Here is a 24,301-nt window from a genome sequence, read left to right on the forward strand (position 1 = left end):
AGACCGTATCCAGCAGAGCCTACCAGACCCGGGCAAATGCTGCAGCTGTGACAGCACGGGCGCCGCGCCGCAGGAGCGCCTCTGCCGAGGCCTCGATCGAGGCTCCTGTCGTCACGACGTCGTCCACAAGCAGAAGATGCATGTCCGAGACATCCTCGATCGCCTCGACGGTGCCTTCGAGGTTTTCCCTTCTCGCTTCACGCCCGAGGTCTCTCTGGTCCTTCACGGAATCCTTCACCAAGACATCTGCGAGGGGAAGCCCGAGCTCGTAGGTCAGATGCTTCGCAACAAGCTCCATATGGTCGAAGCCACGCATGCGGAGCGCATCGGGTGTTGCCGGCACGAAGCAGATCGCATCGATATCATCCGGATCGAAGCGCGGCCCGCCGTCTGGCAGGACGCAGCCTTCCGCCTCGTCGAGCGCTGTCGCTATCGCTGCTGCCATGATGCGGGCAAGCCTCGTCTCATGCTGATCCTTGTAGATCCTGACGAGCCGTGCTGCCGTGCCTTCGAAGCTCATGGCACAGATGGTCGTGCGCACGCACCAGTCGCCCTTGCATTCCGTGCAGAGTGTCGCTCCATAGGGTGCCCCGCAGACCGGGCAGGCATCTCTCTGTGATATCCAGGGAAGCGAGAGCCGGCACTCGTCGCAGAGCAGGGTCTCGGGCCTGCCGCAGCCGACGCAGCGGGTCGGCCAGAGCGTCTCTTCTGCCGCATCCCGCATGAAGCGGAGAGCCGAAGCAGCCTTCGCCTTCCAGCCCTCTGCCTCGATGTGCCCTGCCTCCATTGCGCTCTCCAAGCCACGCTGCATCATCCGACATATCCAAGCGTAGCATCAAGGCCAATCTGACAGCTACCGATAGAAGAGCCGGGAGCCGTTCTCCCAGAGTGCCTGATAGGTCTCTTCTTTGGTCTTCGCCAGGCCCGCAGCAAGGCGAAGGTCGGCAAGCGCTGCTGCCGTAAATCCTACCAGGGCAGGCTCGCCTTCCCGTCCCCTCATCGGCACCGGCGCCATGTACGGGCAGTCGGTCTCGGAGAGGAGACGCTCTCTGGGGGCGCTCAGTGCGGCATCGCGGATATCGTCAGACTTCCTGAATGTGAGAGCGCCGCCGAAGGCGACAGAGCAGCCAAGCGCCAGATAGGGCGCGAGGATTTCCCTGTCTCCCGTATAGCAGTGAAGGTCTGCCCCCGCTTCGGGCACGCCTGCCTCTTCGAGCACCTGAAGCGCATCGCGGTGCGCCTCTGCGCACCCATCGCCCTTTGCATCGCGGATATGGAGCTCCACCGGAAGGCCGAGCTCGCCTGCAAGCACGAGCTGCTGGCGGAATGCCTCCTTCTGCTGCCCATGGTCCACATCGCAGGTATAGTCGAGGCCGATCTCGCCGATACCGACACAGCGGGGGCTCCTGAGCAGGACCCCGAGCGCCGCCTTCACAGACGGGTCTTCGAGGTAATCGGCTGCCCCATAAGGATGTGCGCCTGCGACGATCCTGGTCTCGGCGGGAAGCGTGGCGGCAGAGATGCCCGGCTCCTCGAACGCAGGAATCTGCCACCTGCTGCCAAGCTCGCCGATCAGGCTCTCCGCTTCAGCGAGCCAGCCTTCAAGCGAGGCAAGCGTCGGCTCTGCGTCATGTGCATCGTCTGCAGGGTCGAGCGGCACGACAAGGCGGCAGACGCCTGCAAACGCCGCGCGAGCGACGGCGTGCGCCGGCTGAGCCTCCCAGAAGGCCGTGAGATGGCCATGCGTATCCATCAGAGGATAGGGAGGGCGCGGATAATCCTTCGGCCTCCCCTTCTTGTCGTGGAAGAGGACGCCGTCTTCGAGCGTCAGCGTCCACGGGTCTTCCTCAGCGCGCTCCATGGGGCTCCTCGCTGAAGGCACCGGCTGCCTCGAGCGCCTCTTCGAGCGCACAGAAGCGCTCGACAGAAAGTGTCTCTGCCCGGGCGGCAGGGTCTATGCCGGAAGCTTCGAAGGCGCTTGCGAGCGTCTCCTTCGCAAATCCGCTCTTCCCCATCGCATTCCTGAGCGTCTTTCTGCGCTGCGAGAATGCTGCATCGATCACAGACTCGAGGCGAGAGATCTTCTCCGGCATGCAGGGAGCGCCTGTCATGGGATCGACAAGGGGGCTCCGGTCGATGCGCACGACCGCCGAATCCACGTGCGGAGGCGGCATGAAGTTGCCAGGGCCAACCTCGAAGCGGCCTGTAACACGGCCGAAGATCTGGAGCTTTGCCGTGTAGGCGCCATATTCCTTCGAGCCGGGAGCGGCAGAGATGCGGTCTGCCACTTCCTTCTGGACCATTACGACAAGACGCGTGATTGACGGCATCGTCTCGAGCGTCCGCAGGATGATCGTCGCCGCCACCTGGTAGGGCAGGTTCGAGACGAGCTTGGTCGGCTCTGACGGGACACCTTCGCGCCCGAGAGCGGCAATGGCCTCAGAGATCTCGGCAGGAGAGATCTTGAGCGCATCGCCTTCGATGAGGGCAAAGCGCTCGGACCAGTCTCCGCAGGTCTCGGCCAGGACCTTGGGCAGGCTCCGGTCTGCCTCGAGCGCACAGACCGCTCCTGCGAGCGGCAACATCGCGACCGTCAGCGTGCCGATGCCCGGCCCCACCTCGAGGGCCGCATCATGCCCATCGAGCTCGGCGAGGTCCAGGATGTGGCCGATAACATCGTCGTTCACAAGGAAGTTCTGCCCCAGGCGATGCTTCGTCTGGAGGCCGAAGCAGGCAAGCACGTCCTTGGTGGCCGAGGGCTTTGCGAGATAGGAATGCATGGGCCTACTTGTGCTGGAGACGCGGGAAGAGCGCCTCGCCCTTCGTCACCGGCACATCGCTTGCGAGGCGTCCCCACTGGCAGGCTTCCTCGAGCTCGACATCTGCCTCGTCCTCCATGGAAAGACGGCGCAGGACCTCGCGCGACGTCTCGGGCATGAACGGCTCGAAGAGGTGCGCCGCGATGCGGATGGACTCGAGGAGGCTGACGATAATGCCCGTGAGCTCGCCGGCACGGGCAGGATCCTTTGCGACAGCCCAGGGGGCGGAATCCTCGATGTAGTGGTTTGCCGCATGCACGAGCTCCATCACGACATCCTTTGCGCCCACATAGTCGAAGCGCTCCATTGCCTCGGAGTAGCGCCCGCAGATGCCCTCGGCGATTGCCTTGAGCGGATTGTCCTTCTTCTCCCAGCCATCTGCGAGGACCGGGGTCTTGCCGTCGAAGTACTTCGCGCTCATGTTGAGGGAGCGTGACACGAGGTTGCCCCAGCTGTTCGCGAGATCTGCATTGTAGACCTGCTCCATGCGCTCGAACGAGATGGCAGAGTCTTCGCCGTGAATCACGTCGGTCATGAAGTAATAGCGGTAGCCTTCGACTCCTAGAAGGTCCACGACATCCTGCGGGGCGATAGCATTGCCACGGCTCTTGGACATCTTCTCGGCCTTGCCGGTCTCGGCATTCCTGACCGTCAGGAATCCATGGGCAAAGACATGCTCAGGCAGAGGCTCGCCCAGCGCCATGAGCATGGCAGGCCAGATCACGCAGTGGAAGCGGATGATGTCCTTGCCGACGACGTGGTACTGTGCCGGCCAGCGGTAGGCAAGCTCGGCCTTGGCTTCAGGGGTGTCGACGCCGTAGCCCGCGGCCGTCATATAGTTCAGGAGGGCATCGAACCAGACATAGGTGACATGCTTGTCATCGAACGGTACCGGGATGCCCCAGTCGAAGCTCGTACGGCTGACAGAGAGGTCTTGGAGGCCTCCTGCAACGAACGAGCGCACCTCGTTCATGCGGAAGGACGGCTGCACGAAGTCAGGATGCTCGTCGTAGAGCTTCAAGAGACGATCCTGGAAGGCGGAAAGCTTGAAGAAGTAGGACTCCTCCTGGACACGCTCGAGGGGACGGCCACAGTCAGGGCAGAGGTGCTGTCCCTCAGTGTGGTTCTCCTCGTCGGCCTTCCTGACCTGGTTTTCGGTGAAGTAGGTCTCCTCCGGCACGCAGTACCAGCCGTCATAGGAGCCCTTGTAGAGATAGCCGGACTCCTTCATGCGGTTCCAGAGGTGCTGCACGGCATGGTACTGGCGCTCCTCCGTCGTGCGGATGAAGTCGTCGTTCGAAATCTCGAGCTCGCGCCAGAGGTCCTTGAAGAGCGGCGCCTGGGAATCGCACCACTCCTGCGGCGTCATCCCGTGCTTGGCTGCTGCCTCGGCCACCTTCTCGCCGTGCTCGTCCATGCCCGTCAGGAACTTCACGTTGTAGCCGGCAGCCCTGCGGAAGCGTGCCTGCACATCGCAGAGCATCGTGCAGTAGGCAGTTCCCAGATGCGGAGCGGCGTTCACATAGTAGATGGGCGTGGTGATGAAGAATGAAGGCTTCTGTGCCATGGATCTCTCCTCATGACGGAAGGCAAAGGCCTGATGTGCTGGCAGAACCAAGCCATTATACTGCCACCTCTTGCCATCCACCCAAAGTCCCGATGCATTGCTCAGGACAGGGCGAGATCAGGTCTGCTCAGAAGACCCTTCACCGCTCTCGTCCTTCCAATCGGCACCGAATATCTCATCAATGATGGACTGGTCGACGCCATGTGCGGCGAGCCCTTTGGCAATGCGCTCACTCTCTCTGCGCATCTCCTCTGCATGCCGCTCCTCTGCTTCGGCATATCGCTCTTCTGCCCTGGCGGATCGCTCCTCTGCTTCGGCATATCGCTCTTCTGCCCTGGCATATTGCTCTTCTGCCCTGGCACAGCGCTCTTCGGCCTCGCGCATCTCCTCGGCATGCCGCTCTTCCGCTTCTGCATACCGTTCGTCTGCAAACTTCAGGATCTTTCCGCCCATGGCTTCCCTCACCTCTCCCTGCAGGGGAACGCGGCTGACATCATCTATGCCTGCTGAGCGGATGGTCCGCCATCGCTGCCGTCCTTCCTGCCGAAGGAAAGCACCTGATCGATGATGGACTGGTCGACGCCGTGTCGGGAGAGCTCCCTGGCGATACGCGCATTTGCTTCGCGCATCTCCTCTGCATGCCGCTCCTCTGCTTCGGCATATCGCTCTTCCGCCCTGGCACAGCGCTCTTCGGCCTCGCGCATCTCCTCGGCATGCCGCTCTTCCGCTTCTGCATACCGTTCGTCCGCAAACTTCAGGATCTTTCCGCCCATGGCTTCCCTCACCTCTCCCTGCAGGGGCACATAGTCCCGGAGCAGATGGTCTGATACCTCGATTATAAGCTCGGTCATGCGCTTCCAGAATATGGAGCCGCCCTCTGCAGCGCCCGCAGGACGCTTCCTGGCCGGCACTTTATCTGCCGCAGCTTCCGCCAGGCGTTCCTGGATATCTCGGCACTCGGCGAGCAGCTCCTCCTCGAGTGCGCTGTCCCGCGCGATTGCTGCGAACCCTCCCTCATAGCGCATGAGCCAGAATGGCAGAAGGATCAGGAGATGCTTTGCGAACATCTCGTCTGCCGATAGCTGCTTTGCCCATATGGCACGAGACCTATGCTCGAATATCGTCCCATCGAATTCCATGGCCTCAACCGAGATGAAATCCGGCGTGCTCCTTGCATCTCTCAGGAAGACGACACAAGAGGCCGGAAGCACGAGCAGCCGGTCTTCGCCTCTGGCTTCTGCCTCCTCATGTGCAATCTCGTGGTCGTACTCATCCATCCTCATGGCCATATGCGGGTCCCACGAGCTCTGGCACTCGATATGGAAGGTCCTGCCCTCTATGCGGAAGGCCGCATCGACAATCCTCTTCCGCTTTCCGGCATGTTCCTCCCCCAGCCGCGTCACGGGAGCATCTTCCGGATACGCAGTCCCAAAAGCCTCGTTCACGAGCGGCACAAGAAGCTCTGGCATTTTCTCTGCCATGGTCTTGAAGACGGAATCATAGATGGGGCTCCTGTCCATCTTTCCTCCTTCTGGATGGCGCCTGCAATGCTGGGAGGAGGATAGCAGGAAACAGGAACATATGTTCTTACAGCATTCTGGCACAGACCTCACAGGACCGCATCGATATACAGCTCAGGCGTCTGGCAGCGGGAGAGCACAAGAAAAACGCCGCCCGCAGACGGCAGGAAACTGTCTGCGGGCGGCTCTGCATTCTCTGAACCTGAAAGAATCGGTGCAGCAGTGAGCCCCTCAGCCTGCATCCTCCTGTGCAGCAGCAAGAATCTGTGCATAGATGTCCTGCCGGGAGGCCTCGTATTCCTTTGCGAGGCGCTTCGCAAGAGCGCTCTTCGGCTCCCCCTCGGCAAGTCCCGCGGCAATCGCCTTGTCGAGCGGCAGCCGCGTGCCTTCTGCCTCACGCCGCGCCGTGAGCTCTTCTTGTGTCGGAGCCTCGACCACAAAGACGCATTCGCCCTTGATCTCCGGACGTGCCGCAAGCTTCTCCGCCAGCTCGGGCGCCTGCCCGCGCACGCATTCCTCGTGGATCTTCGTGAGCTCGCGCACAAGGGCACACCTGCGCTCAGGGAACGCCTCGGCGAGCGCTTCTGCTGTCTGGAGCGCGCGCCTGGGAGATTCGTAGATGACAAGAGAGCCAGGAATCTGTGCAAGCTCCGCGAGGCGCCTTTTCTGGTCGCCGGCCTTCCTGGGCAGGAATCCTTCGAAGAAGAAGTGGTCAGACGAGAGCCCCGATGCCACGAGTGCACAGATGACCGCTGATGGCCCCGGTATCACTTCGACGGGCAGCGCCGCATCGAGCGCCGCATCGACGAGACGCTGGCCAGGATCGGAGATGCCCGGCATGCCGGCATCCGAGACGAAGGCGATGCGCTCGCCGCTCTCCAGCCGCTCGAGCGTCGGAGCGATCTTCTGGGCGATGATGTTCTCGTCTGCGCGCTCGAGCCGCACATGGATGCCGAGCACAGCGAGGAGCTTCCCTGTGACGCGCGTGTCCTCGCAGAAGATGGCATCAGCGCCCTCAAGGGTCTCCCGGACACGCGGCGAGACGTCCTGGAGGTTGCCGATGGGCGTCCCCACCATGGAGAGCATGCCTGCCATCAATCGAGGAGCCTCCTCTCGAAGCTCGAAAGCGCAATCCGTGCATCCCAGTTCGGGAGCCTGCCCGATGTCTTCCAGGTCTGGAAGAACCAGGCCGGGCAGTCCTTGTAGGCAGCAAGCTGCTCCGAAACATAGACACGCTCGAGGGCGATGCGCCCTTCGGGCGTCGTGACAGAATCGGAATACGGCAGCGCTGCCGACCACTTGCCGACCATGACGGGAAGCTTCGAGCGGCGTTCGCGCGCCAGAGTCTTCGCCGAGCGCTTCGCGAGCGCCCGCACATCGACAGCCGTCGATGCTTTGCTGAGATCGTCGAGATACTGGTAGAGGTGGCAGTCGAGCCACACGTTCCCGTCATGGCTGCGGGCAAGGAAGAAGTCCCACGACGCCGGCATGCCGGCGTCGGGCAGCACGATCACAGGGGCATCCCCTGCCTCGTTCCGGATTGCCTCGTATGCCATGCGGTAGTAGTTCCTGAGCATATGGAGCGGCACGCCGTCCGACATCTGCCAGAGCCCCTGGCGCTTCTGCGGCACCGGATCGTCTGCAAGCTCGATGCCCAGAAACGAGTCCTCCACGGCGTAGCGCCGGACCAGCTCGACCAGAAGATCGATGACCTCGCTCCTGCGGTCCTGCGACATGGCAGCCGCAGAGATCGGGTCGTCACGGAACTCTGAAGCTCCCGGAGATATGGCCAGGGACAGCAGCACCTTGAGGCCGCACCTGTTTCCCCAGCCTATCGCATCGTCGACCTGGGAAAGGCAGCCGATATAGGGACCAGCGGCAGGACCATCCGCTCCGAGGACATACCAGGGCACCGGCAGACGCACGGCATTGTAGCCGCGGTCGGCGATGTTCCTGAAGTCGTCTTCCGTGATGAAGGAGCGTCTGTGTGCGCCAATCAGGTCCTTGTAGTGGACAGGTCCCAGCACCCGTGCCAGATCTCTCTCGGTGAGCGTTCCGGAATCGGCGAACAGCTCGGGCGTCACCCATGACTCGAGCGTGAGCCACCCGGTCAGATTCACCCCGTGGTACCTGGTCTCCTCTGTCATGCCTGCCACCTCATCTCCGGTTGCGCTTTCCTGAAATTATACCCTCAAGCTGGAGAGCCGCCCCTTATGAACAGCTGCATTGTCCGAACGGAACGCAGCCTTCAGCCCTCAGGGAAGTAGCTTGCGCAGTTGAGCGGCGTCTCATACACGTCGACCTCATATATGGGAAGCCCCTCGGCCTGGAGCAGGTCTGCGAAGTGGTGCGCAAGGTTCTCGGCGGTCGTGCGGAACGGCAGCATCTTGAGGACGAAGCCTTCGCCTTCGAGCGCCTCGATCGTGGCAGGAGCAAGCGAGCCCTCCTCGACGAGGAACATGTGGTCGAAGCTGTTCACGACGTCGCGCACCTTCTTCTTGAAGACACCGAAGTCCACGACCATATCCTTCATGGTGCCCTCTTTCCCAAGCTCCTCCTGCCTGATATAGACGACGACACGCCAGCGGTGTCCATGGAGGTTCTCGCATTTCCCGTTATAGTCGGTCAGGAAATGGGCACCGTCGAAGCTTGCTTCGGTCTTGAGCTGATACATGGCATTGCCTTTCCCGGGCAGCATCTGCCCGCCAGAGTCATGGCAGAGGCACGACCTTTGCCTCCACGAACCAGCGCGGCCCCTCGAAGAAGAGGTAGGTCGGATGCCCTCCCACCTTTACGGTGTAGCGTACGCCGCACCCGCCGGTCTTGAGCGAGCAGGCCTGCCGCACGTCGAGCACACGGTCGACATCGTAGCGCACTCCGTCCTCCCACACGACGGTGAGTGGCGTCACCCTGCCATCCTCATCGGTCTTCGATATGACTGTGACATAGCGCTTCTGGCGCTCTACCACGCCCCTCATGGAGTGCTGCCTCCCTTACGCGAAATACGATACCGGATGAACGGTGTTGTCCTTCTCGGGATCGAGAGCGGAAAGCCTCGAATCGGCGAGCTCCGAGAGCCTGCGCACGGCGTGGTTGCCGAAGCGCGACCTGAGCCCGTCGATTGCGTCGTCGAGCGCCTTGAGGCGTATCCTCGAGAGCTCCGTGCCAGCAAGATCAAGCTGGATCGGCCCCTCTGCCGGCACAAGGCCGATCGCGCGCACCCCGATGCCGCGTGCTGGACGGCTCTCGACATCCCAGCTCGCACAGAAGAGATCGGCTGCCGTGCTGCAGAGCTCCTGCGTAAGGCAGGAAGGGCGGGCCAGGCGGACCTGCCGTGTCTCCTGCATGAGCGTGCTCGCGTCCCTCATGGAGACGGCAACGCCTTGCGCTGCGAACCCGAGCGCGCGGAGCCGCTGTGCGACCGACTCGCCCATGAGCCAGACGATCTGGCGGGCGCATCTCTCGTCTGCGACATCGAACGGTGCCGTTATGCCATTCCCTACGCTCTTGATCTCGCGTGCGATATCGGAGGCGGTCGGCACGAACGGCCGCACCGGATCCCTGTCGCGTCCCTGGGCAAACGAGCGCACGACAAGGCCCATCCGGCCGAGCGTGCGGCGTATGAGCTCCTCATCCGATGCCGCAAGCTCGCCTATCGTGCGGATGCCGAGACGGGAGAGCTTGCGCGCTGTCGCAGGCCCGACATAGAGGAGGTCTTCCACCGGATAGGGCCAGACGAGACGCCCGGCATTCTCCGGCCTGATCTCCATGAACCCGTTCGGCTTGTCGTGGTCCGAGCCGAACTTCGCGAATATCTTGTTCCAGGAAAGGCCGACCGAGACCGTGAGCCCGAGCTCGGAGAGGATGCGCTCCGAGATCTCCTGGGCGATGAGGGTCGCATCGCCTCCTGCAAGATGGGCCGACTCCGTGATATCGAGCCAGGCCTCATCCGGTCCGAACGGCTCCACGAGGTCGGTGTAGTCGTAGTAGATCTTGCGGGCCAGCTGCGAATAGCGCTGATAGAGCCTGTAGTGCGGCGGCACGACGATCGCTTCGGGACAGGCCCTGCGCGCCTCCCAGAGCGCCATGGCTGTCTTCACGCCTCGCCTTTTCGCCTCGTAGCTTGCCGTGAGGACGATGCCGTGGCGGGCTTCTTCGTCGCCGCCGACGATGACAGGAAGGCCTCTCAGCTCGGGGTGCTCTGCCTGCTCGACGCTTGCGTAGAAGGCATTCATGTCGCTGTGGATGATGACACGGCTCGTATCGATCGCACCGCCGAAGGCGATGTGCGCCGCGCGGGCGCATGCATGCTTTTCTTCCATCGCTCCTCCTCGCATCCAGTATGGAACATCTGTTCGTAGTATGCCAGAGGGGAACGACAGAAATTCGGCCTCTCCATCATAGCGGAAAGGCCGAACACAAGTTCTTTATATTACGTTCGAATCCGGGAATCACTCGGCGGAAGGGGCGCCAGAGGACGGCTCGGCGCCACCCTGCCCCTTGCCGCCGGAACGATGGCGACGGCGGGGACGCTCGCCGCCCTTCTGCCCTTCAGGACGCAGATGCTTCGGACGGGAGGCTCCATCCTTGCCGGAGCCCTTCTGGGAAGATGCCTCCTGGCGGGAGCCTCTGCCCTTCTGCGCATCCTGCGCCTGACCTCCCCTGTCGCCGGGACGGCGGCGGGTACGACGAGGGCCATTGCCAGCAGCTGCACCCTCTCCCTGCTCCGGTGCGGCATGGCGGCGACGCTGGGGATGCGGCTGCTCTGTCTTCTGTTTCGGCTGCTTCTGCTGCTCCTGGGAAGCCTCAGGAGCGCCTTCGACGTGATGATGGCGGCGACGGGTACGGGAAGGTGCCTCTCCCGCAGACGTACGCTCCTGGGATGCGGCTTCTGATGCCTGCTGCGGCGCGTCCATGCGGACCTTGCGGCGGCGGCGCGGCCTCGGCGTGGCGGGAGCCGGGCTTCCATCCGGAATCTCGACCTTCACCATATGTGCGCTGTCCTGGCCCTGCGTCTTGCTCTCGGCGCGGCGACGTCTCCTCTTCGTCTCGGGCAGGATGTCTGCCTCGGGAAGCGTCGACTCAGGCGGCAGCACGCCGTGCTCGCGGTCGAGCTCTGCCAGCGCCATCTGGATATCGGGAGAATCGAGCTTGTCGAGGACGGCGCGCGTCACCGTATCGGGACGGCAGGCACATCCGAGCTCTTCGGACTTCTTGCAGGCAGCCTCGCTTGCCGTCATGTCCTTCAGGGGCACGCGGAACGACTTGCCGTTCTCGACACGGAGCAGCAGCTCTTCCTTCGGCGTATCGTACTCGACGATCTTTGCCTTGCCGAGCGGCGTGTCAATCACGGCATTCCTCTTCGGCGCCCTGCTCTTGAAGTCGCGGTAGGCCTCGAACTCATAGCGCAGGCAGCACATGAGGCGCCCGCAGGCGCCGGAGATCTTCGAGGAGTTGAGCGGCAGGTCCTGCTCCTTTGCCATCCTTATCGATACCGGCTGGAACTCATGGCCGAAGCGGCGGCAGCACAGCTCCTGGCCGCAGTGGCCATAGCCGCCGACAATGGCAGCCTCCTCGCGGACGCCGATCTGGCGCATATCGATGCGGGCATGCAGCTCATGGGAGAGCTCGCGGACGAGCTGGCGGAAATCGACGCGGTCCTCTGCCGCGAAGTAGCAGACGACCTTCTCGCCGCCGAAGAGATACTCGACGCCGACCGGCTTCATATCGAGACCGGACTCATGGACATGCTTGCGGAAGATCGGCATGGCCTTCTCGCCGAGCTCGGCAAGATGCTCTGCGTGGGCAAGATCGGCCTCTGTCGCGATGCGGAGCACATTCTGGAGAGGCGCCGTGCCGATCGTGGCTTCGAGCGTCTCGTCGTCCACCTCGCACGGGTCGCCAACCGCAAGGCCGATCTCGGTGCCGCGCTCCGTCGTGACAATCACATGGTCGGCTTCGCGGGCACCCGTCTCCTTCGGATCGAACCAGAGCTCGCGCAGCGAGTACTTGAACTTGACAGGGATGATGGTGGTCACGTAAGTGCCTCCTTGATGGCACACAGCATGACCTCCAGGGTCAGCTGGGATGAGACATTATGGGCAAGGCTCTGGCGTGCCTCGCCGACTGCGGCAAATCCTGCCATGATGGCAGGGGTGCCGGCATCGGCAATGCGCTCCTGAAGCCCGGGAATATCGGCATTCACGGCATCTTCCGCGCACCCATCCGCAATGAGCAGGGCATCGCGGAGCACGGATTCCGTGACTGCGAACACCTCCATCATACCCGAACGCTCACGGGCGGAAAGCTCGCGCTTCTGTGTGTCCTCGAGCGAGTGGATGGCAGAGGCGGAAAGGTAGTCGGAAACCCGGTCGCGCTCCTTCTTCTGGTCCTTCTTCACGTCCTTCAGAGGCTCGCGCACAAGCTCCGAGAGTCCCCGCGCTGCCACGAGCACGTCCCACATGTCATCCTCGGCAAGGCCGTCCAGGCACTGGATCGTGCGGGCACGGAGCTCCCGCTTCGAGGGCTCGCCGAGATAGGCAGAGGCTGCATCGGGCGTCCCTGCAACAGAGAGCGCGATCCTTGCATCCTGGGCAGAGACGCCGGTCTTCTGGACAACGCGGGCGACGGCCGCCTTCTCGGGGATGGCACGGAACGGCACGATCTGGCACCTCGACACGATGGTCGAAAGCACCGCCTCCGAAGAGCGTGCAAGCAGGATGAAGACCGTATGCTCGGGCGGCTCCTCGAGCGTCTTCAGAAGGGCATTGGCAGCGGCACCCTTGAGGAGCGCCGCGCTCTCGAGGATATAGAGCTTCGTCTTTGCACGCACCGGTGCAAGCTGCACATCTGCGATAAGATCGCGGATCTCCGAGACGAGGTATCCCTGGGAAGAGCCGGGATGCAGCCAGTGGACATCGGGATGCGTGCGGTGGCGTACCCTGATGCACTCATCGCAGGCACCGTCTCCTCCGTTCGGGCAGACAAGGCACTCGGCAAGCGCCGTGGCTGCCTCCTCCATGCCGCAGCCCGGGGCTCCGCAGAAGAGGTAGGCATGCGTGATATGGCCCTCTGTGACGGAGCGTGCAAGGAAGTCCCTGACCGCATCCTGCATCTCGAGCGCAGCAAGCGCTGCAGGCGTGCTCAGCTTCTCAGACATGGAGGCCACGTCTTCCAAGCTCGGGGAAGGCGTGCAGAAGCACTGCCCGGCATCTCTCTGCGCAGGCATCCTCTGTCCCTTCGGCATCCACCCACCGGATGCGCTCCGGCTCCTCCTTCGCCAGGGCCAGATAGCCCTCGCGGACCTTCTGCTGGAATGCGATGCCTTCAGCCTCAAGGCGGTCGGCACCGCCCTTCGTGGCGCGGGCAAGCGCATGCACCGGGTCCATATCGAGCAGGATCGTGAGGTCGGGCTGAAGCCCGAGCGTGCCGAGCTCATTGGCACGCTTCACAGTCTCGGGAGCGATCTTCCTGCCGGCCGACTGGTAGGCAAAGGTCGAGTCCGCATAGCGGTCGCAGATGACCCAGGCACCACGTGCAAGGGCAGGACGGAGGCACTCGGACACGAGCTGCGCCCTCGATGCCTCGTAGAGCATGAGCTCGCAGCCATCTGCCATCTCGCCGTTCTCCGGATCGAGGAGGATCTGGCGGATCTTCTCGGAAATCTTCGTTCCGCCCGGCTCGCGCGTGAGCACGACCTCGAAGCCTGCTGCCTCGAGCGTATGTGCGAGAATCTGCGCCTGCGTCGACTTGCCGCAGCCGTCGATGCCTTCGAAGCTGATGAATGCGCCCATGCTACTCTGCCGCCTTCTTGCGGGTGGCCTTCTTGGCAGCCGTCTTTCTGGCCGGCGCCTTCTTGGCAGAGGACTTCGATGCAGTGCTTCTCGCAGAGGCGCTCCTTGTCCTGCTGCCGCCCCTTCCAGCCGTTCTCGCCGCTGCCTTCTTCTCGTTTTCCGGGCAGGCAGGATTCGGGCAGAGCTTCCAGGGACCACGGGCAGTATGCACGACGACAAGCGGCGCTCCGCAGGCAGGGCAGGTCTCGCCTGTCGCCTCGAGCTTGCCACGGGCAGGGAGCGGATAGCTCGTCCCGCACTCGTCGTAGTTCTCGCAGCGGATGAAGCGCTTGCCGGTCTTCTCCGACTTGTGTGCGATGAGCTTGGCATCCTTGCCAGCTGCCTTGCAGGCCGGGCACTCGCCGACGACGACATCCGGCTCGAAGTTCGTCGGGCACTTCGGGTTCACGCACATCTCGTAGGCACGGCTCCTGAATGGATGCACCTTGATGCGGGGAGCGCCGCACTCAGGGCACACGCCTGCCTCGCCCTCGATCGGCTCGATCCTTCCCTTCGGCAGAGGATAGGTGACATCGCAGTCCGGCCAGTTCGTGCAGCCGACGAAGCTCGAACGCGTCTTGGCAGACGTCTTCACGACGAGGTCGTGTCCGCACTTCGGGCAGACGCCGATCTTCGCATCGGCTGTGACCGCATCGGCGATTGCATTGCCGAGGTCTTCCGTATGATCGATCAGGGCATCGAGCATGCCCGAGAGCAGGGCACGGGAATGGTCCACAACCTCGCGCTGGGTCTCGCGGCCCTCGGCAACCTCGTTCATGTCCTGCTCGAGCTCGCTTGTCATCTCCGGCGTCGTGATGTGCGGCGCATAGGTGTGCAGGGCCTCGATGACGGCCATGCCGAGCTGGGAGGGCTCGATCGGGTTGTTCTTGAGGTACTTGACCTCGAAGAGGCGGTCGATGATGGAGGCACGGGTCGACTTCGTGCCGAGGCCTGCCTTCTCCATCTCCTGGATGAGCTTGCCCTGGCTGTAGCGGGCAGGCGGCTCCGTCTGCTTTGCGTCCATAGAGAGCGACTCAACGTCGCAGACATCGCCTTCTTGAAGCTGCGGGAGCTGCTCGTCCTTCTTCATGCCGTAAGGATAGATGGCACGGAAGCCCGGCTTCACGAGCACGTCTCCCGTTGCCTGGAACGGCTCTCCCTCGATCGAGAACACAAGCTTCGTGCCTCCGATCGTGGCCGGCTGCATGAGGGTGGCGAGGAAGCGGCGTGCAATCAGGTTGTAGAGCTTCCAGTCGGCAGGCTGGAGGTCTCCTGGGTCTGCAGCGGCTGTCGGATAGATGGGCGGGTGGTCCGTTGTCTCCTGCTTGCCGCGGGTCGCGACGAGCTTCGGCTGTGCGAGGAGCCTGTCGCAGACCGGTGCATACTGCGGCACAGCCTTCAAGGTCCTCACGCATTCCTTGAGGTCGAGCGACTTCGGATAGACCGTATTATCGACACGCGGATACGAGATGAGGCCCTTCATGTAGAGCGACTCGGCAATCCTCATCGCACGTCCGGGCGCTATGCCCTCTGCGGCAGCAGCCGCCTGCATGGAGGTGGTATTGAAGGGGGCCGGCGCATGCACGGTGCGCGACTTCTTCTCGATGCTCGTAACCGTTGCGTGCTTGGCATCCTTCACGGCGGCAAAGGCAGCATCGGCCTTGTCCTTGTCCCAGAAGCGCGACGTCGTATGCACGACCTTGAAGGAATCCTTGTCCTTCGACAGCTCGCCCGAGATGACCCAGTAGTCCTTCGGCACGAAGGCCTGGCGCTCCCGTTCGCGCTCGACGACGAGCGCCAAGGTCGGCGTCTGGACACGTCCGGCCGAGCGGGTGTTGCCGAGGCCGCCGAAGCGTGCGACCGTGAGGTAGCGCGTGAGAGCTGCGCCCCAGATGAGGTCGATATACTGGCGGCTCTCGCCGGCGTCGGCCAGATCCTGGTCAAGCTCGACGAGATGCGTGAAGGCATGGTCGATCTCTGCCTTCGTGAAGGCAGAATAGCGGGCGCGAAGCGCCGGCGTATCAGGGGCGACCTGGCGCACCTGGCGCAGGGCATCGGAGCCGATGAGCTCGCCCTCGCGGTCGAAGTCCGTGGCGATCACGATGGAGTCGGCCTTCTTCGCGAGGTTCTTGAGCGAGCGGATGATCTCCTTCTCTGCCGGCTTCTTCTCGATCGGCGACCAGACAAGATATGGCAGGGCCGGAATCTTCCAGCCCTTCACGTCCACGCCGTCCTCCAAGAACGGCTTCTTCTTCTTGAAAGGCGGCTTGGCAAGCGTATCAGGCAGATGGGCCGGCAGGTGCTCGCCGTCTTCGGTGAGACCGTACCAGCCCTCCTTCTTGCTGTATTTGAGCTCAGGCGGGAAGTCGGGAGCCATGATGTGGCCACGCAGGCCTATGGTCACCCACTCCTCCCCGTCATGCTGGAAGCGATAGATAGGCGTCGAATACACCTTGTCTGCCTTGGGCTTGCCAGATTCGGAAAGCAGCCGCGCAATCTGCGTGGCTGCATCATTCTTCTCGGTGATAACGAGTTTCAAGCTCTTCACCTATTCCTTGTCGAACTCGTGCTCCTCATAGTCCTCGCGTGTCCACTTGAGGGCTTCCTTGCCATCGCGTGCAGTGATGACCTGGCGGGCGATGGCCAGAGCGATCTCGTAGAGGCCGATGAGCGCTGCGAACATGAGCAGCATCGTGACCGGGCTTGCATCCGGCGTGACGATGCCGGAGAGAGTCATGAGGCCGACGTAGATGTAGCGCCACTGGGCGCGGAACGTCGCGTACGGCACGATGTGCAGGATGGACAGATAGAAGATCACCAGTGGAATCTCGAAGGCGATGCCGAAGCCGATCTCGAGCTTCATGAAGATGTCGAGATAGTCCTCTGCGTTGTAGATAGCCGAGGCGAAGTCATTGGTCTGCTGGATGAGCCAGCCGAAGGCCGCCTTCTCGATCACGAAGTAGCAGAAGATCATGCCGAGGAAGAAGAGGATCACAAGTGCTGCAACGGTCGGGATGACCCACTTGCGCTCCTTCTCCTTCAGTGCCGGGAGGAAGAATGCCATGAGCTCCCAGATGATGATCGGCGTGCAGATGATCGTGCCGAAGAAGAACGCGACCTTGAAGCGGATCGTGAAGCCGCCGAGGACCGTGAGGACCTGGAGCTTCGCGTCGTCGCCGAGGATGTCGCGCAGAGGATCGAGCATGAACTCAATCAAGGTCGGCGTCGCGAAATAGATGATGACGGCCGTGGCAAGCACGGACACGACGATGATGGTGAGACGGCGGCGAAGCTCTCCGAGATGGTCGAAGAGCGGCATGCGCGCTGGTCCGATAGGCATCCCTACTCCTCCTTTCCAGAATCGGCGGCAGATGCAGCAGGCGCTGCCTCTGCAGTTGCGGAAGCAGGAGCCTCATCGGCCTTGGCAGGCTCGGAAGGCGTCTCGGCCTTCGCTGCCTTATGGTCTTTGGGCGTCATGGCATAGAGCGCAGCGAGATCGGGCTCCTTCGGAGCCTCATCCTCGCCTTCAGGCAGATCCTCGTCGGAATCGGCGCCAGCAAAGGACTCGCCGACCTCGTCCTTCTCGTTCTCGTCGAAGGCAGCCTGCTTCTTCTCGTCGGCAGCAGCAGACTCCTTGGCCTTGCGCTCTGCCTCGAGACGAGCCTTGCGCTCGGCAAAGGTCTCGGGCTTCTTTGCAGAAGCAACGGCTTCTGCACCCTCGGCACCTTCGATATCTGCATCCTCGGCCTGGGCAGCCTTTGCCTGCTCGGCACGCTTCTTCGCGGCCGGCTCGTTCATGCCCGAGTTGATCGGGTCGACGATCTCGGACTGCACGACCTTCGTCACGCTGTCCTGAGCATCGCGGAACTGGCGGATCGCACGGCCGACCGTGCGTCCCATGCCCGGCAGCTTGTCAGGCCCGAAGATGAGGAATGCGAAGATCAAGATCAGCGCAAGCTCGGTTTCACTTATGCCAAACACGCGTCATACCTCCATAAACGCCGGATCGAACAAGAGAACAGACCTACTCCGTGACATTGAGCTCGCCGTTCACGCCGAGAAGCGCAAGCACGCGCGAGACATTGCGCTGCGGGCGGACGATCGTGAAGCGCACGCCTGCATCCTTTGCAGCGTGTGCCGCTCCCACAAGCACGCCGATGCCGGTGGAGTCGATATAGGGGACGTTCTCCATTGCGACAGCGACCTCTTTGGCGCCGGAAGCAAGGGCGGCCTCGAGGGCCTGCCTGAGCTCAGGTGCATTCGAGACGTCGACTTCGCCCGTCACGCTGACCTTGGCCACGCCTTCCTGCGTGGATGTTTCTATAGAGAGTGCCATGAGAGATTTCCTTTCTCCTGGATGAATTCCTTAGAGGCCGGTGCCCGACTCGTTCGAGAGCGTGTTCGAGAGGCCCGTCGACGTCGACGAAGACGAAGATGTGGAGCTCGAGCTCGAAGACGACGAGGATTCGGAGGCGGCGATGGACGAGAGCTGCCGCTGCGCGAACGACTTCGAGCCGTACTCGTCATTCGGCTCGACGGCAATCGCCTTGTTGTAGGCGTTCTTCGCGGAGTCCGTGCTGCCTTTCACCTGATAGAGCATGCCGAGATTCGCCCAGGCGGGACCATAGTTCGGATCTTCCTGCGTGAGTGCCTCGAGCGAGGAGATCGCATCGTCCGTGTCGCCTGCATAGTACTGGCAGAGCGCCCGGTCGACCTTCACGGCAGAGGAGTCGTTGAGTGCCAGATACTTGTCATAGGTGGCAACAGCATTGTCGAGCACGTCGTAGGCATGGCTCGTGTCGGCATCTGCCGAGCTCGCCTGCAGGAGCGCGACACCCCACTTCATATAGTCATTGCCCATGTTGAGAAGAGCAGCAAGATTGTTGGGGTCGGAATCGAGCTTCTTCTGCTGCGCGTCGACAAGCGCCTGGTAGCGTGAATCGATTGCGTCGGCGGAGCTGTCGTCAGACGAGGAGTCCGAGCTGTCGGAAGATGTATCGGACGTCTGGGAGCTGTCCTGGGAGTCTGCACTCGAATTTCCCGCTGCCAGATAGGTGAGCGACGGCAGCATCATGGAGAGCGCCATGAGGACGATGAAGACGATGAGGACAATGCGGACCGGCAGGCTCACAGGCTCTCCGGGCTTCCAGTGCGCGCCCTTCGACTTCTTCGCGCTCTTTGCGGCCGGAGCGCTCTTCTGCGACGTCTTCTGCGTGGCAGACGCAGCAGCACCCTTGGCCTTGCGTGCGCTTCCCTGTGTCTTCTTCGGCATTGCGACGAGCTCCTTCTTCATTGCATGGCTCCCAAGCATCATACGACGCTGTCCAAGACAGCCATCATACGTCCGCCATACATACTATGTTTGCTGCCATCCAGCAATTGTTGATGAACACCCATATTAAAGTAACACCTCCCGCAGGTTGTGCGGGAGGTGCCAAAGAGTGTGAAGATTCTCCGGAGAGCTATGCGCGCGCTTCGCGGGCAAGGCGTGCCGAGACGAGCTTCACGGCGACAACGAAGACATCGAGCGCACGGCCGAGATCCTCGATCTTCGGGAATGTCGGGGCGATGCGGATGTTCGTATCGTAGGGGTCGTGTCCATACGGCCAGGTGGCACCAGCTGCCGTGAGCTTCACGCCGATCTCTGCACAGAGCGACACGATCCTTGTGGCCGAGCCCTTGGGGCCATCGAAGGAGACGAAGTAGCCGCCACGCGGATGGGTCCATGTCGCGACGCCGAGGTCGGAGAGGCCCTCCGTGAGCTTCGACTCGACGAGCTCGAAGCGCGGACGGACGATGGCAGCATGCTTCATCATGTGCTCGTGGATGGTCTTCATGTCCTTCAGGAACAGCACGTGGGCATACTGGGAGATCTTCTCCGGCGAGACGCGCATGACGGAGAAGGCCTCACGGATCTCTGCCATGTCGGCAGGAGATGCTGTCATGAAGGCGATGCCATTCGACGGGAACGTGATCTTGGCCGTGGAGCCGAACTCGTAGACGAGGTCGGTCGTGCCTGCCTCTGCCATGGCCTCGAAGATGTTGAGGAGATGGTCCCCCTCCTCGTAGAAGTCGTGCACGGCGTAGGCATTGTCCCAGAAGATGCGGAAGTCGGGTGCCGCCGGATGGAGGTTCGCGAAGGCACGGACAACCTCGTCCGAATACGTGATGCCAGTCGGGTTCTCGTACTTCGGCACGCACCAGATGCCCTTGACCGTCGGGTCGCCCTCGACGAGGCGGCGCACCATGTCCATGTCGGGACCGTCTGCCTTCAGGGGAACCGGCACGTTCTCGATTCCGTAGTAAGCCGTGACCTTGAAGTGGCGGTCATATCCCGGAGACGGGCAGAGGAACTTGACCTTGCCCTGCTCGCACCAAGGCTTGTTCCCTGCGATGCCGTGCGTATAGGCGTGGCAGACAACGTCGTGCATGAGGTTCAGGCTCGAAGAGCCGATAACGACGACATTGGCAGGATCGACACCAAGGTAGTCGGCCGCAAGGCGACGTGCCGACGGCAGGCCATCCGGACCTCCGTAGTTGTTCACCTGGAGCGTGCCATCCATCAGATCGGAATGGGAATTCACGAGGTCGAGCATCGGACGGGAGAGGTCAGTCTGCTCGGGCGACGGCTTGCCACGCGTCATATCGAGCGCAAGCCCCTGCGCCTTGAGATCTTCAACCTCCTGCTCGAGCTCCGCGATAGTGCGGTCGAGCTCTTCGGTCTCCATGCTTTCATATACGTTGCCCATGGGGCCTCCCTCATCGTTGCTGCACAGGGAGTCCTGCATCTCCCTGCACGTGATGCATGCTTTACAAGTATAGGTGCATTCTGGATGACAGATGCATCCTCCTTGCTATCATGTCACATATGAGAAACCATGCATCTGCCCCGCACAGGGGCCACAGCACACACAAGACGCTCCGCACGAACGAGCGCTCGGATGAATACGGCGAGCTGCAGCACCTGGTAGACGAGCTCTACCAGGGCAACATGAGCGGCTCCGTCTCGAGCATCGATGTGATCACGCGAGGCGAGGTGGACGACCTTGGCCCCGACCTCATGGAGGTCTTGGAGCTCCTGCCTTCGGGCTCCTACAAGCGGGCACGCCTCTGCGACCAGCTGAACTCCATCATCACGGCACATGGCTGGGGCTACACGTACGGCACCGTGGAGTAGGCCTGCATATATATATCTCTTGCCATCAGAAGAGAAAGCGAAGGGCGCATCCGGCTGTACCGGTGCGCCCCTTCTGCATGAGCATCTCTATCTATGAGGCTCTCTCGGAGGCCTTGTCGGGCTCCTTCTTCCTTCCCTTCGTGACCGCATCGGCGATGTGGATGAAGGCAAGACCCAAAAGCGCCGATGTCACGGAAGCGGCAAGGATGGCGCACTTGGCCTCGAGCTGCTCCTGTGCATCTGCGAAGGCAAGGCCGGAGATCAGGATCGACATCGTGAAGCCGACGCCGCCCATAAGCCCCATCGTGATGGCCTGCTTCACATCCATGCCGCGGGGAAGCTTCGCGAAGCCGAGCTTCACAAGCACGAGCGTCACGAGGATGATGCCCAAGGGCTTCCCGAGGACCGCACCGAAGTAGGCGCCGCGCGTGACCGAGCCAGCAAGCACGGCTGCCATATCGACACCGACAAGACGCACCTGGGCATTCACGAACGCGAAGACCGGCAGAATGAAGAAGTTCGTGAAGACGGAGAAGTAGCGCTCGACACGGCGCAGGGGCGGCGTCGCATGATGGAGGACGCGCTCTGCGATGTAGGCATGCTCCGTGAAGTCATGCTGGCCAAGGATGTGGGACTCATCGTCGTATACATCATCAAGCGCTGCCGACTCCTGCGAGAGCCAGTCTCCCAGACTCGAGAGACGGATGTCACTCTTGCCGGGAAGCGTGAAGGCAAGGATGACGCCAGCAAGGGTGGCATGGATGCCGGAGTTGTACATGCAAAACCACAGCACGAGGCCGACAATCAGGTAGGGCTTTACCGAGTAGACCTTTGCATGGTTGAGCGCCATGAGGACCAGCACGACGATAGCGGAAGCTGCGCACCAGGCAATATCGGGCGACTGCCCATAGAAGAGGGCAATCACGACGATTGCGAGGATATCGTCTGCAATAGCAAGCGTCTGGAAGAAGACCTTCGTCGAGACAGCGATGCGATCTCCTGCAAGAGACATGACGCCGAGCGCGAAGGCAATGTCGGTTGCGATCGGCACAGCCCAGCCATGGGGAGCGCCGCCCTGCGCATTGAAGGCAAGATAGATGAGCGCAGGGCAGGCGACGCCGCCAACCGCTGCAAGCATCGGCACGGCAGCCTGACGGGGATTTGCAAGCTCCCCTACCGTCATCTCGTATTTGAGCTCGATGCCGACCTCGAGGAAGAATATTGCCATCAGAAAGTCGTTCACGAAGCCTTCGAGCGAGAGCTCGCCCACGAAGCTGCCGAGACGTATCTCGACCGGCCACCTGAGCGCCGACTCCACCACCTCGTAGGCAGGCGTATTCGCAACGAGCACGGCCAGAAGGGCGCAGATGACCATGGCGCCAGCGGCAATCGTGCTGTTCGACGTGATCTCCCGGAATGCGCTCCTGACGCCGAGGCGGCGCAGGACCTGCTCTTCCTCTATGACAGGAGACAGCGCCTCGGGCAGGGACCCATCCTGGGAAAAAGCAGTTGATTCGTTCTGCCGTGTCTGATCCAGCTTCTCTTCGGCCATGTTCGCCTCCATATGCGGTATCCGATACTGATTGTCATATACACATATATACCTTACCGGAACCGCTTGAAGAAAGGGACAGGTGTCGGTGCAGGCTAGCCTGTCCATAAGGTGTACATTTCATAGCAGCTCCATGCGATGCAGCTGCCAGGCAAGCGCGTCCCAGGAACGGGTAGGAACCAAGCAATAACCTGCAATCATCGGAGGCATCCGTGAACGACCAGCGTATTGCGGTCCTGTGCGACAGTGGAACCGATACTCCCGAAGCATTCGTGCATGCACACGACGTGAGGGTCGTGCCGCTGCGCATCAACTATTCCGATGGCACAAGCTACCAGAGCGGTGTCGATATCACGGCGGACGAGGTGATCGAGCGCTTCAAAGACGAGATACCGACGACGTCGCTTCCGACACCCGAGGCAATACGCCAGGCGCTCGAGCAGGCGAAGGCGGACGGCTACGAGAAGGCTGTGATCGTGACGATCTCCTCGGGCCTTTCTGCAACCTTCCAGACGGCCGAGCTCGTAGCCCATATGATGGACGATTTCCCGATCGTCTGCATCGACACGAAGAACATCGGCCTTGCTGCCGGCATGGTCGTGCAGCGTGCGGTCGAGCTCATCGAGTCAGGCGTGCCCTTCGAAGAGCTCGAAGCGCGCCTCACGAAAGCCGCCGAGAACACCCGTGTCTTCTTCAGCTGCAAGACGCTCGAGTATCTGCGCAAGGGCGGCCGCATCAACGAGGCGACCTACCGTCTTGGCTCGATGCTCAACATCAAGCCTGTCATCAGCTGCGACAAGCAGGGCTACTACTTCGCGGTCAAGAAGGCCCGCGGCTGGGAGAAGGCCCTTGCGACAGAGGTGAAGCTTGCCCGCGAATGGTCCGTCTTCTTCGATAAGGTCCGTCTCGGCATCTGCTGCACGAATGCCCTCGATGTCTTCGACGAGATGGAGGAGAAGCTCAGAGCGGCTGTCCCCAACGCGCTTCCTGACATCCAGCGCACGCTCATCTCCCCCGACCTTCTGATCCACACCGGGCCTGAACTTGTCGGCGTCTCCGTGATACCGGCAACGGAGGAGGACCCTGCCCGGTAGCACAGGATGCACAGAGCTCCATATGTGAGACAATGGGCAGGACATGGCAGGAAGTGCAAGCGAGGAAGGCATTCATGGAAGACTATCAGCGCGAATTCATCGACTTTATGGTAGACAGCCACGTGCTCAAGTTCGGCAGCTTCACCCTGAAGAGCGGGCGCCAATCCCCCTTCTTCATGAATGCCGGTGCCTATGTGACAGGCGCCCAGCTCCATGAGCTGGGACGCTTCTATGCGAAGGCCATCCACGACAACTTCGGCCTCGACTTCGATGTCGTGTTCGGTCCCGCCTACAAGGGCATTCCTCTGGCCGTCGTCACCGCCATCGCCTTGGACGAACTGTATGGCAAGGAGGTCGCCTACTGCGCTGACCGCAAGGAGGCCAAGGACCATGGTGCCGACAAGGGCAACTTCCTCGGAGCATCCCTGAAGGACGGCGACCGTGTCGTGATCGTCGAGGATGTCACGACCTCCGGCAAGTCCATCGACGAGACCTACCCGAAGCTCAAGGCAGCTGCCGATGTGGATGTGAAGGGCCTCATCGTCTCCCTGAACCGCATGGAGGTCGGCAAGGGCGGCGTCAAGAGCGCCCAGGACGAGATCCAGGAACGCTATGGCTTCCCTGTCGCCAGCATCGTGAGCATGAAGGATGTCCGCGAGGCGCTGACCGGTACTCTCATCACGCCCGAGCTCGACAAGGCGCTCGATGCCTACTATGCACAGTACGGCGCCAAGGAATAG

General features: G+C 62.0%; 24 protein-coding genes. 3 read left to right on the forward strand and 21 right to left on the reverse strand.

What is annotated here, in order from left to right; all coding sequences use genetic code 11:
- Positions 1-19 precede the first annotated feature (19 nt).
- The 20 genes from VXJ24_RS04100 to VXJ24_RS04195 form a co-directional block, all read right to left on the reverse strand.
- Entirely contained in the window at positions 20-787 is a 768-nt protein-coding gene (locus VXJ24_RS04100; RefSeq protein WP_330971649.1) for a ComFC family protein, read from the reverse strand.
- A gap of 66 nt (positions 788-853) precedes the next feature.
- Positions 854-1,861 (reverse strand): TatD family hydrolase, encoded by a 1,008-nt coding sequence (locus tag VXJ24_RS04105; protein WP_330971650.1) that lies wholly within the window; start codon positions 1,859-1,861, stop codon positions 854-856.
- A complete protein-coding gene (rsmA, locus tag VXJ24_RS04110) occupies positions 1,848-2,780 on the reverse strand; it encodes a 16S rRNA (adenine(1518)-N(6)/adenine(1519)-N(6))-dimethyltransferase RsmA (RefSeq protein ID WP_330971651.1) in 933 nt (310 codons plus the stop codon). The genes VXJ24_RS04105 and rsmA overlap by 14 nt, the downstream gene beginning before the upstream one ends.
- Positions 2,781-2,784: 4 nt before the next feature.
- A complete protein-coding gene (gene metG, locus VXJ24_RS04115) occupies positions 2,785-4,386 on the reverse strand; it encodes a methionine--tRNA ligase (RefSeq protein WP_430623810.1) in 1,602 nt (533 codons plus the stop codon).
- Between the two features lie 117 nt (positions 4,387-4,503).
- On the reverse strand, positions 4,504-4,839 hold the full coding sequence (locus VXJ24_RS04120) for a hypothetical protein (protein WP_330971652.1): 336 nt from the start codon (positions 4,837-4,839) through the stop codon (positions 4,504-4,506).
- 44 nt (positions 4,840-4,883) lie between these two features.
- Entirely contained in the window at positions 4,884-5,906 is a 1,023-nt protein-coding gene (locus VXJ24_RS04125) for a hypothetical protein (RefSeq protein ID WP_330971653.1), read from the reverse strand.
- Between the two features lie 231 nt (positions 5,907-6,137).
- Positions 6,138-7,001: a 16S rRNA (cytidine(1402)-2'-O)-methyltransferase gene (gene rsmI, locus VXJ24_RS04130; protein ID WP_330971654.1), complete on the reverse strand. Its 864-nt coding sequence runs from the start codon at positions 6,999-7,001 to the stop codon at positions 6,138-6,140.
- Positions 7,001-8,053 (reverse strand): glycoside hydrolase family 5 protein, encoded by a 1,053-nt coding sequence (locus VXJ24_RS04135; RefSeq protein ID WP_330971655.1) that lies wholly within the window; start codon positions 8,051-8,053, stop codon positions 7,001-7,003. The genes rsmI and VXJ24_RS04135 overlap by 1 nt, the downstream gene beginning before the upstream one ends.
- Before the next feature lie 101 nt (positions 8,054-8,154).
- A complete protein-coding gene (locus tag VXJ24_RS04140; RefSeq protein ID WP_330971656.1) occupies positions 8,155-8,580 on the reverse strand; it encodes a 6-pyruvoyl trahydropterin synthase family protein in 426 nt (141 codons plus the stop codon).
- Positions 8,581-8,617: 37 nt separating this feature from the next.
- Positions 8,618-8,884: a hypothetical protein gene (locus tag VXJ24_RS04145; RefSeq protein WP_330971657.1), complete on the reverse strand. Its 267-nt coding sequence runs from the start codon at positions 8,882-8,884 to the stop codon at positions 8,618-8,620.
- Positions 8,885-8,899: 15 nt separating this feature from the next.
- Positions 8,900-10,228, reverse strand: coding sequence for a DNA polymerase IV (gene dinB / locus VXJ24_RS04150; RefSeq protein ID WP_330971658.1), 1,329 nt, complete (start codon positions 10,226-10,228; stop codon positions 8,900-8,902).
- Positions 10,229-10,357: 129 nt separating this feature from the next.
- On the reverse strand, positions 10,358-11,944 hold the full coding sequence (locus VXJ24_RS04155; RefSeq protein ID WP_330971659.1) for a regulatory iron-sulfur-containing complex subunit RicT: 1,587 nt from the start codon (positions 11,942-11,944) through the stop codon (positions 10,358-10,360).
- A complete protein-coding gene (locus tag VXJ24_RS04160; protein ID WP_330971660.1) occupies positions 11,941-13,065 on the reverse strand; it encodes a DNA polymerase III subunit in 1,125 nt (374 codons plus the stop codon). The genes VXJ24_RS04155 and VXJ24_RS04160 overlap by 4 nt, the downstream gene beginning before the upstream one ends.
- Positions 13,058-13,699, reverse strand: a complete 642-nt coding sequence (gene tmk, locus VXJ24_RS04165; RefSeq protein WP_330971661.1) for a dTMP kinase — start codon at positions 13,697-13,699, stop codon at positions 13,058-13,060. Before tmk ends, VXJ24_RS04160 begins: the two co-directional genes overlap by 8 nt.
- A gap of 1 nt (position 13,700) precedes the next feature.
- On the reverse strand, positions 13,701-16,277 hold the full coding sequence (locus VXJ24_RS04170) for a DNA topoisomerase I (RefSeq protein WP_330971727.1): 2,577 nt from the start codon (positions 16,275-16,277) through the stop codon (positions 13,701-13,703).
- A gap of 9 nt (positions 16,278-16,286) precedes the next feature.
- Positions 16,287-17,078: a twin-arginine translocase subunit TatC gene (gene tatC / locus VXJ24_RS04175; protein WP_330971662.1), complete on the reverse strand. Its 792-nt coding sequence runs from the start codon at positions 17,076-17,078 to the stop codon at positions 16,287-16,289.
- A 2-nt stretch (positions 17,079-17,080) separates the two neighbouring features.
- Complete coding sequence (locus tag VXJ24_RS04180) at positions 17,081-17,719, reverse strand: twin-arginine translocase TatA/TatE family subunit (RefSeq protein WP_330971663.1); 639 nt, start codon at positions 17,717-17,719, stop codon at positions 17,081-17,083.
- Positions 17,720-17,762: 43 nt separating this feature from the next.
- Positions 17,763-18,074 (reverse strand): STAS domain-containing protein, encoded by a 312-nt coding sequence (locus VXJ24_RS04185; protein WP_330971664.1) that lies wholly within the window; start codon positions 18,072-18,074, stop codon positions 17,763-17,765.
- A gap of 30 nt (positions 18,075-18,104) precedes the next feature.
- Positions 18,105-19,031, reverse strand: coding sequence for a tetratricopeptide repeat protein (locus tag VXJ24_RS04190; protein ID WP_330971665.1), 927 nt, complete (start codon positions 19,029-19,031; stop codon positions 18,105-18,107).
- A 169-nt stretch (positions 19,032-19,200) separates the two neighbouring features.
- Positions 19,201-20,487, reverse strand: a complete 1,287-nt coding sequence (locus tag VXJ24_RS04195) for an aspartate aminotransferase type Ic (protein WP_330971666.1) — start codon at positions 20,485-20,487, stop codon at positions 19,201-19,203.
- A gap of 119 nt (positions 20,488-20,606) precedes the next feature.
- Between VXJ24_RS04195 and VXJ24_RS04200 the strand changes: the two genes are divergently transcribed.
- Positions 20,607-20,915, forward strand: coding sequence for a hypothetical protein (locus tag VXJ24_RS04200; RefSeq protein WP_330971667.1), 309 nt, complete (start codon positions 20,607-20,609; stop codon positions 20,913-20,915).
- A gap of 91 nt (positions 20,916-21,006) precedes the next feature.
- Here the strand turns inward: VXJ24_RS04200 and nhaA are convergent, their stop codons facing one another.
- Positions 21,007-22,467: a Na+/H+ antiporter NhaA gene (gene nhaA, locus VXJ24_RS04205; RefSeq protein WP_330971668.1), complete on the reverse strand. Its 1,461-nt coding sequence runs from the start codon at positions 22,465-22,467 to the stop codon at positions 21,007-21,009.
- Between the two features lie 212 nt (positions 22,468-22,679).
- On the opposite strand from nhaA, the gene VXJ24_RS04210 reads away from it, so the two are divergent.
- Complete coding sequence (locus VXJ24_RS04210) at positions 22,680-23,561, forward strand: DegV family protein (RefSeq protein ID WP_330971669.1); 882 nt, start codon at positions 22,680-22,682, stop codon at positions 23,559-23,561.
- Between the two features lie 74 nt (positions 23,562-23,635).
- Positions 23,636-24,301 (forward strand): orotate phosphoribosyltransferase, encoded by a 666-nt coding sequence (gene pyrE / locus VXJ24_RS04215; protein ID WP_330971670.1) that lies wholly within the window; start codon positions 23,636-23,638, stop codon positions 24,299-24,301.

It is taken from the genome of Olsenella kribbiana (assembly GCF_036408795.1).
In the GTDB taxonomy this organism is placed as follows: Bacteria; Actinomycetota; Coriobacteriia; order Coriobacteriales; family Atopobiaceae; genus Olsenella_L; species Olsenella_L kribbiana.

Bases quoted from the DNA above. Each gene is read 5' to 3' on its own strand.
- VXJ24_RS04100 (WP_330971649.1), bottom strand. From the start codon at position 787: ATGGAGGCAGGGCACATCGAGGCAGAGGGCTGGAAGGCGAAGGCTGCT.
- VXJ24_RS04105 (WP_330971650.1), bottom strand. From the start codon at position 1,861: ATGGAGCGCGCTGAGGAAGACCCGTGGACGCTGACGCTCGAAGACGGC.
- rsmA (WP_330971651.1), bottom strand. From the start codon at position 2,780: ATGCATTCCTATCTCGCAAAGCCCTCGGCCACCAAGGACGTGCTTGCC.
- metG (WP_430623810.1), bottom strand. From the start codon at position 4,386: ATGGCACAGAAGCCTTCATTCTTCATCACCACGCCCATCTACTATGTG.
- VXJ24_RS04120 (WP_330971652.1), bottom strand. From the start codon at position 4,839: ATGGGCGGAAAGATCCTGAAGTTTGCAGACGAACGGTATGCAGAAGCG.
- VXJ24_RS04125 (WP_330971653.1), bottom strand. From the start codon at position 5,906: ATGGACAGGAGCCCCATCTATGATTCCGTCTTCAAGACCATGGCAGAG.
- rsmI (WP_330971654.1), bottom strand. From the start codon at position 7,001: ATGGCAGGCATGCTCTCCATGGTGGGGACGCCCATCGGCAACCTCCAG.
- VXJ24_RS04135 (WP_330971655.1), bottom strand. From the start codon at position 8,053: ATGACAGAGGAGACCAGGTACCACGGGGTGAATCTGACCGGGTGGCTC.
- VXJ24_RS04140 (WP_330971656.1), bottom strand. From the start codon at position 8,580: ATGTATCAGCTCAAGACCGAAGCAAGCTTCGACGGTGCCCATTTCCTG.
- VXJ24_RS04145 (WP_330971657.1), bottom strand. From the start codon at position 8,884: ATGAGGGGCGTGGTAGAGCGCCAGAAGCGCTATGTCACAGTCATATCG.
- dinB (WP_330971658.1), bottom strand. From the start codon at position 10,228: ATGGAAGAAAAGCATGCATGCGCCCGCGCGGCGCACATCGCCTTCGGC.
- VXJ24_RS04160 (WP_330971660.1), bottom strand. From the start codon at position 13,065: ATGTCTGAGAAGCTGAGCACGCCTGCAGCGCTTGCTGCGCTCGAGATG.
- tmk (WP_330971661.1), bottom strand. From the start codon at position 13,699: ATGGGCGCATTCATCAGCTTCGAAGGCATCGACGGCTGCGGCAAGTCG.
- tatC (WP_330971662.1), bottom strand. From the start codon at position 17,078: ATGCCTATCGGACCAGCGCGCATGCCGCTCTTCGACCATCTCGGAGAG.
- VXJ24_RS04185 (WP_330971664.1), bottom strand. From the start codon at position 18,074: ATGGCACTCTCTATAGAAACATCCACGCAGGAAGGCGTGGCCAAGGTC.
- VXJ24_RS04190 (WP_330971665.1), bottom strand. From the start codon at position 19,031: ATGAAGAAGGAGCTCGTCGCAATGCCGAAGAAGACACAGGGAAGCGCA.
- VXJ24_RS04195 (WP_330971666.1), bottom strand. From the start codon at position 20,487: ATGGGCAACGTATATGAAAGCATGGAGACCGAAGAGCTCGACCGCACT.
- VXJ24_RS04200 (WP_330971667.1), top strand. From the start codon at position 20,607: ATGAGAAACCATGCATCTGCCCCGCACAGGGGCCACAGCACACACAAG.
- nhaA (WP_330971668.1), bottom strand. From the start codon at position 22,467: ATGGCCGAAGAGAAGCTGGATCAGACACGGCAGAACGAATCAACTGCT.
- pyrE (WP_330971670.1), top strand. From the start codon at position 23,636: ATGGAAGACTATCAGCGCGAATTCATCGACTTTATGGTAGACAGCCAC.